The 417-nt window shown below is 65.9% G+C and carries 1 protein-coding gene; it reads left to right on the top strand.

The features are described from left to right. Positions 1-11 precede the first annotated feature (11 nt). Positions 12-417 (top strand): ribonucleotide reductase barrel domain-containing protein (locus tag NBZ83_RS32670; protein ID WP_498041108.1); only part of this gene is annotated, 406 nt, incomplete at its 3' end.

Genomic DNA, 417 nt, shown 5'->3' with positions numbered 1-417 from the left:
GCCTGGGCTGCATGGGCCTGCAGGACGTGTTCTTCCGCAAGCGCCTGCCGTTCGACAGCGCCGAAGCCCGCGCCCTGTCGAAGAAGATAGCCGAAGCGATCTACTTCCACGCGCTGGAAACCTCCTGCGAGCTGGCCCAGGAACGTGGCAAGCACCCGTCGTTCAACGACACCCGTGCCGCCGGTGGCGAACTGCAGTTCGACGCCTGGAACGTGGTGCCGGAAGACACCGCGCGCTGGGATGCCCTGCGCGCCCGCATCAAGGAACACGGCCTGCGCAACTCGCTGATGATCGCGATCGCCCCGACCGCGATCATCGCCTCGATCGCCGGCTGCTACGAGTGCGTCGAGCCGCAGGTGTCCAACCTGTTCAAGCGCGAGACCCTGTCCGGTGACTTCCTGCAGGTCAACCGTTACC

It is taken from the genome of Frankia gtarii (assembly GCF_025403375.1).
In the GTDB taxonomy this organism is placed as follows: domain Bacteria; phylum Actinomycetota; class Actinomycetes; order Frankiales; family Frankiaceae; genus Frankia; species Frankia gtarii.
The sequence above is the reverse complement of the archived record's forward strand: the minus strand, read 5'-3'. Positions and strand labels throughout refer to the sequence as shown.